Annotated in this window: 6 protein-coding genes; 1 reads left to right on the plus strand and 5 read right to left on the minus strand. The window is 67.6% G+C overall.

The features are described 5' to 3' along the window. Position 1: 1 nt before the first annotated feature. The 3 genes from ABTW72_RS10020 to ABTW72_RS10030 are packed head-to-tail and all read right to left on the minus strand — an operon-like array spanning position 2 to position 2,971. Positions 2-829 (minus strand): carbohydrate ABC transporter permease, encoded by an 828-nt coding sequence (locus ABTW72_RS10020; protein WP_350856677.1) that lies wholly within the window; start codon positions 827-829, stop codon positions 2-4. Then, on the minus strand, positions 829-1,809 hold the full coding sequence (locus ABTW72_RS10025) for a carbohydrate ABC transporter permease (protein ID WP_350856680.1): 981 nt from the start codon (positions 1,807-1,809) through the stop codon (positions 829-831). The genes ABTW72_RS10020 and ABTW72_RS10025 overlap by 1 nt, the downstream gene beginning before the upstream one ends. Positions 1,810-1,813: 4 nt before the next feature. Next, complete coding sequence (locus ABTW72_RS10030; RefSeq protein WP_350856683.1) at positions 1,814-2,971, minus strand: ABC transporter substrate-binding protein; 1,158 nt, start codon at positions 2,969-2,971, stop codon at positions 1,814-1,816. A gap of 252 nt (positions 2,972-3,223) precedes the next feature. Here ABTW72_RS10030 and ABTW72_RS10035 point away from each other — a divergent pair, with 252 nt between their 5' ends. Then, positions 3,224-3,994 carry a FadR/GntR family transcriptional regulator gene (locus ABTW72_RS10035; RefSeq protein ID WP_091401025.1) on the plus strand — a complete coding sequence of 257 codons (771 nt, stop codon included), beginning with the start codon at positions 3,224-3,226 and terminating at the stop codon, positions 3,992-3,994. 72 nt (positions 3,995-4,066) lie between these two features. Here the strand turns inward: ABTW72_RS10035 and ABTW72_RS10040 are convergent, their stop codons facing one another. Together ABTW72_RS10040 and ABTW72_RS10045 are read right to left on the minus strand one after the other, a co-directional pair. Further along, a complete protein-coding gene (locus ABTW72_RS10040) occupies positions 4,067-5,452 on the minus strand; it encodes an RICIN domain-containing protein (protein WP_350856685.1) in 1,386 nt (461 codons plus the stop codon). Between the two features lie 426 nt (positions 5,453-5,878). After that, a partial coding sequence (locus tag ABTW72_RS10045; RefSeq protein ID WP_502892177.1) for an RICIN domain-containing protein occupies positions 5,879-6,607 on the minus strand: 729 nt, incomplete at its 5' end.

The following is a 6,607-nucleotide window of genomic DNA, read 5'->3' on the forward strand; positions in this document are numbered from 1 at the left end:
GTCAACCCTTCGTGGAACCGGCGGCCACGCCGTCGGCAATTTGGCGCTGGAGGAACAGGTAGACCAACAGGACGGGTATCGCGGCGATCAGCACCCCGGAGGCGAAGGTGGGGATGTTGTCGGAGTACTGCCCGCGCAGCGAGGTCACGCCGATCATGAGCGTCCGGTGTTCGGCCGAGGGCATCATCACCAGCGCCATGAGGACGTCGTTCCAGCAGAACAGGGCGTTGAGGATGCCGACCGACAGCAGCGCCGGGGTGCCCAGCGGCAGCATGATCCGGCGGTACACGCCGTACACCGTGCTGCCGTCGATCCGCGCGGCGTCGACGATCTCCGGCGGAATGCCCTTGTAGTAGCTCGTCATGAGAAAGACCGTGAAGGGCAGGAACTGGGCCACGTAGACCAGGATCAGGCCGGGGTACGTGTCGATGAGCGCGGTGTCGGCCATGATCCGGGCGAGCGGCACCATGATCACCTGGAACGGGATGAAGAGCCCCGCGAGGCAACCCAGGAACAACGCCGACGAGCCGCGAAACCGTAGCTGGCTCAGGGCGAAGCCGGCCATCGACCCGAACAGCAGCAGCAGGAGCACCGACGCCGTCACCACGATCAGGGAGTTGACGAAGTAGCGGCCCATGCCGACGCTGGTCCATGCCGTGCTGATGTTCTCCCAGCGCAGAGCGTCGGTCAGGCCGAACCGGTCGAGGATGTAGTCACGCCGGGTCTTCATCGCGACGTTGGCGGTGAACAGCAGGGGGTAGATCGTCGCCAGGGCGAGCAGCGACATGGGGATGGCGATCAGCCACCGTCCCAGGCGGAGGCGAGACATCAGTCCTCCTTTCCGGATCGTTCGAGCAGTTTGATCTGCAACAGCCCCACGACGAGCATGATCATGAAGAGGATCGTCGAGGCCGCCGACGCGAGAGCCGGACGGTTCATCTGACCCTGCTGCTTCCAGATGTAGAACTCCGGCAGGTACGTCGACCCCTCCGGGCCACCGCTGGTCATGACGTAGAGCAGCCCGAACATCGAGGTCAGCATCCCGATCATCGTGGTCACGAAGACGAACTGGATGGTGCGCGAGAGGGCCGGGATGATCACGTGCCAGACGATCTGGCGCAGAGTCGCCCCGTCCACCCGGGCGGCGTCCAGGAGCGCGGCGTCCAGCGTGGCGAAGCCGGCGAGGAACACCACCAGGGCCATCCCGAAGGTGGCCCAGATGTGCACACCCACCACCATGAACATGGCGATGTCCGGGTCCCCGAGCCAGTCCACCGGGCCGACACCGAACGACCCGAGCACGGCGTTGAGCGGGCCGTCGAAGGCGAGCAACAGGTTGAAGATCGCACCGACGATGACCGGTGAGAGCACCGCCGGAAAGAAGTAGACGCTGCGGTAGAAGCGGTGACCCGGCACCCGGAGGTAGATGAACGTCGCGAGCAGACCGGGGATCGCCACCGCCACCGGCAGCAGCAGCACCAGCAGCCCGACGTTGCTCAGCGCGGTCTGGAACAGCGGATCCGCGAACAGCTCGCGATAGTTGCCGAACCCGACCGCCGTCCCGTTCTGCTCGCCGTCACCGGTGAAGGAGAAGTTGACGCCGAGCAGCAGCGGGTAGAGCCGCAGCAGCACGATGATCAGGACGGCCGGGAGGACCAGGATGTAGGGGGCGTAGCGCTCGGCCCCCAGGCCGCCACTGATGCGACGGAGTCGTGGGCCACTCCGATGCGCGGCGGGGGTGACCGCCGCCCCACCGGTCCGTCCGGCCGAAGCCGGACGGACCGACGGTTGCGTGTTTCCGATCGGCACGAGGTCAGCCCGCCTGGTCGGAAGCGGCCAACTGCTTCACCACCTCGTCGACGGTGATCGACCCGCTGAGCAGCTGCTGGGAGAGGCGCCCCATCAGGTCCAGCGTCTTCGAGGAGAGCGCCACGTGCAGAGCGGGCTTGCCGCTCTTCAGCTCGCCGACGATCGTGGCGACGGCCGGTCCGGCCTGCGACACGTCGATGGTGGTGTCGGCGGCGATCGCGCCGGCGTCGGCGTAGAAGGCCTTCAACGCGTCGGCCGAGCTCAGGGAGCGTGCCAGGTCGGCAGCCACCTTCGGGTCCTTCGTCCACTTGGCGACCGCGTAGCCGATGCCACCGTCGTACGGGAGGGTCGGCGTGGTGCCGGCGGTGACGATCGGGGCCTTCATGACGCCGAGCTTCTCCGGGGTCAGGAACTCGTTGAAGTCCTGCCAGTGACCCACGTCCGACATCAAACCCATCACGTGCGCGGCCTTACCAGACTGGAAGAGCGCGAAGGAGTCGTTGAACATGGCCGTCGAGTTGGCCCCGTCGCTGTTCATCTTCTTGTCGCCGGTCTCCTTCCAGAGCTGGAAGAGCCGCTTGACGTTGGCCGAGTTCCAGTCGCGCTTGCCGGCGATCCAGGCGTCGTACTCCGCGGCGGTGAGGGTGGTCGAGCCCATGCTGGAGAGCCAGAACTGGATGCCGACGCCCTCCTTGTTACCGAGCGCGAAGCACTTGGAGCCCGCCTTGGCGATGGCGGCGCAGTCGGCGACGAACTTGTCCCATGTGGTGGCCGGGCTCGCCGGGTCGAGGTTCGCCTTCTGGTAGACCGTCTTGTTGTAGTAGATCGGGTAGCCCTGCAGCGTCACCGGGGCGGCGTAGATCTTGCCGTCCTTGCTGAACGCGTCCCAGCCGGCCAGCCGCTGCTTGTCCTCGGCCACGTAGTCGTCGAGGGGCACCAGCGCGTCCACCCGGTCGCGGATCTGGCCGCCACCGTTGAACAGCATGACGTCCGGGCCCTTGCCGGACTGGATCGCCGCACCGAGCAGGGTGTAGTACTGGTCGAAGGGCTGTGCGACGAACTCGACCTCGACGTCGGGGTGCTTCTTCTTGAAGTCGGCCTTGGCCTTGTCCAGATAGGATTTGGCAAATGGCTCGCCGGACTTCCAGTCCCAAACGACCAACTTGCCGTCCGAACTTGTTGACTTGCCCGAATCGCTAGCACTTCCACAACCGGCCAGGGCCAGGCCCACAACGAGGACGGCCGACCATATTGCGCGCTGTCTCATCGATTGTCACCTCTGTGAGGGGGTTGGCCGGCGGGTGCCCCGCGAGCCAAATGTTGACCGGAAGGTAACTCGTATGACGTGTGACGTCAACAGTCGGCCGTACACTGACCCAGACGTCGTGCCACGGCGAGCCATTCGGAGGGGGACATGACGCCACCGCAGGAGACAGCCCTGAACAGCCCGGCGACCCCGGCATGGGTGCGTCGGCCGACCAACCTCGCCAGGGCGGTCACCGCCGAGCTGGTGGAGCGCATCGTCCGCGGCGTGCACCCGTCCGGGACATCCCTGCCTCCCGAGCCGATCCTCTGCGAGACCTTCGGCGTGAGCCGGACCGTCGTCCGGGAAGCAGTGAAGATCCTTCAGGAGAAGGGGCTGGTGCAGGTCCGTCAGGGGGCCGGCACCATGGTCACCCCGCCGTCACACTGGGACATGCTCGACGAACTCGTCCTCGCGGCCACCATCGCGGTGGACGACAGCCTCGCCATCCTCGACGACCTGGTCGTCACCCGCCGGGTGCTCGAGTCCGACATGGCGAATGTCGCCGCCCGCCTCGCCGACAGCGAGACCGTCGATCGGCTGCGGGCCATGGTGGACCGGATGGACGAGCTCGTCGACGACCACGTCACCTACCACGACCACGACCGGGCCTTCCACGACACGATCATGCAGGCATCCGGCAACCGTATCGCCCGTGGCGTCGTACGCGCGCTGGAGAGCCAGGTCATCAACACCGCCCGGTACATGGGCCGGACCGAACGGGCGTTGTGCGTGGCGTCCAACCAGGGGCACCGGCGCATCTACGAACGCATCGCGGCCCACGACCCCAACGGCGCCGCCGAGGCGATGTTCACCCACATCACCGAGGCCTGGCTGGTCCGTCGCAGTGGCTCGGGGAGCCCGGTCCGCCTCGAACGCTGAGGGTCACGGGCAACGGACGGCACCCGCCCCCGAGGTACGGGAGCAGGCGCCGCCGGCTGTGGCCGACAAGAGTCACGAGAACTGGGCGAAGAACCTCCAGATCTCACCCTTGGTCCAGGTGGTGATGCCGCTCTCGGCGTAGGTGCCGTCCACCGGGCCGGGCATGTGACCGTTGTCGTACGCGGCCCACTGCACCGGGTATCCCGCCCGGCAACCCGAGTAGGCGGTCGTGATGTGGGTACGACTGCCGCCGGCCGGCTCGCGCGGGCTCTGGGCGGTGCAACCGTTGTTGCGGACGAAGGTGTCCCGCAGCGCCCTGCCCTGGGAGATGTTCAGGACGTTGTCCGAGATGCCGTGCAGCCCGAAGTACGCGATCGGCTGCGTACCACCACTGCACCCGCTGATCTGCGCACCGGAGATGACCGCGACGGCCCGGAAGACGTTGGCCCGCGCGCAGGCGACGGCGTAGCTCATGCCGCCACCCCAGCTGAAGCCGAGCGCGAACCGCTGCCTCGGGTTGACGCAGAGGCTGCTCTCGATCCGGTTGATCATGTCGTCGACGAAGGTGATGTCCTCACCGCCGGAGTTGCCCCAGCCGTTGCCGAATCCCTGGGGCGCCACCAGGATCGCGCTGTTGTTCGACTGCTCCTGCTGCCCGTAGTAGGACCACGCGGTCCCGCTGGTGCCGCCGGAGGAGATCTCCTGCATGGTGCCGCCCCGCCAGTGGAAGGCGAAGATCAGCCGGTAGGGGTTGCTGTTGTTGTAGTTGGCGGGCACCCGCAGGATAAAGGTCCGGCTCTTGCCGTTGCTCTGGATCGTGTGCGTGCCGCTGGCCAGCGTCGGTGCCTTGCCGCACCCGCTACCACCCGACGGCGGCGGGTTGCCGCCGTCGACGGGGACGAGTTGCCACTGCTGGTTGGTGCCGCCCCAGTCGGCGTACTGCACGACGTTCCCACCGTCGGCGGTGGACGCGCCCTGCACCTCGACGGCCTTGTTGCTGTTGCGGTTGATCAGCCGAACGTAGCCACCGTCCGAATCGGCCAGCCGGAACTGCTGGTTCGTGCCGTTGAGGTCCGACCACTGCACGATCGCCCCGCCGTCGGCGGTGGAGAAGCCGCTGACGTCGAGCACCTTGCCCGAGTGCCGCGACTTGATCCGGTAGTAGCCACCCCCGGAGTCGACGAACTGCCACTGCTGGTTGACGCCGTTGTTGCGCGTCCACTGGCTGATCCGTGCGCCGTCGTTGGTTGCGGAGGCGTACAGGTCCAGCGCCTTGCCGCTGTTGCGGTTCACCAGCACGTAGGAGGCGTTGGTGTCCACTGTCGCTGCCGCCGCGGGCGCCGCGTCGACCGCGACGAGTGTGCTGGCCGCCATGACCGCGGCCGCCGCTGCGGCCAACCCTGACCGCCAGCCAGATCTCTGTCGAGAGGCGGGACGAGCCTCACCGAGGGCTTTCATGGTCCACTCCTTCGATCGGGGTCACCCACGAGCGGGAGCGCCCGCGCGTGCCCTGGCGTGCGTGCCGGCGTCCTGGTGGTGGCGTCAGCACGGCTGGGGTGTTGTGTGCGAGCAACCCGAGGCCAACCGGTGCGTCGATGGCGGTGCCACGATCCGGGCTTCGTGGCAGGCCGCGCCGAACCCCCCGCGGCGCAACGTCCTGGCTCCCGGTGGCCGGGCGGCCCGCAGGGTGAAAATTAGCGGGTGATACGTCATACGTCAAACGATTGGTATCGATCCGTCGGGTCGTAGTCAGCGCGACCTGCCGGCCACGGCGGCCCGCCCCGGATGGGGGCGGGCCGCCACTGATCACACCTCGCCTGGGCGGGCGCCGGCCGGATCCCGAGCGGCCGGCAGCTCCCGCTCCCCCAGCCGTGGCGGCGGTCGTCAGCCGATCCGGACCAGCTGCCACTGCTGGTTGTTGCCGCCCCAGTCGGCGTACTGGACGACGTTCCCACCGTCGGCGGTGGACGCGCCCTGCACCTCGACGGCCTTGTTGCTGTTGCGGTTGATCAGGCGTACGTAGCCGTCGGCCGAATTCGCGAGTCGGAACTGCTGGTTCGTGCCGTTGAGGTCGGACCACTGCACGATCGCTCCGCCGTCGGCGGTGGAGAAGCCGCTGACGTCGAGCACCTTGCTGGAGTTGCGGGACTTCACCCGGTAGTAGCCACCCCCCGAGTCGACGAACTGCCACTGCTGGTTGACGCCGTTGTTGCGCGACCACTGGCTGATTCGCGCCCCGTCGTTGGTGGCCGAGGCGTACACGTCCAGCGCCTTGCCGCTGTTCCGGTTCAGCAACACGTACCAGGCGCTGGTGTCCACCCCGGAGCCCGGCGGGGGCGTGGTGGGCGGGGTCGAGCCGCCGTTGAGGGCGTCCAGGACCGCGGTGTACGCGGCCTTCTTGTTGCCGTTGCAGTCGAACAGCAGGGCGTTGTCGGAACCGCGCCACGAGTCGCAGTCGCGCACGCCCCAGGTGGTGATGCCGGTGCAGCGCGAGACCGCCAGGCAGGCGCGGGTGACAGCGCCGTAGATGTTGGCCTGGTTGCCGCCGGTCATCACGTCCAGCTCGGTGATCTGCACATCCACACCGAGATCGGCGAAGCGCTGGAGGTTGGC

Origin of the sequence: Micromonospora sp. NPDC127501 (assembly GCF_040302185.1) — a bacterium.
Lineage (GTDB): Bacteria > Actinomycetota > Actinomycetes > Mycobacteriales > Micromonosporaceae > Micromonospora.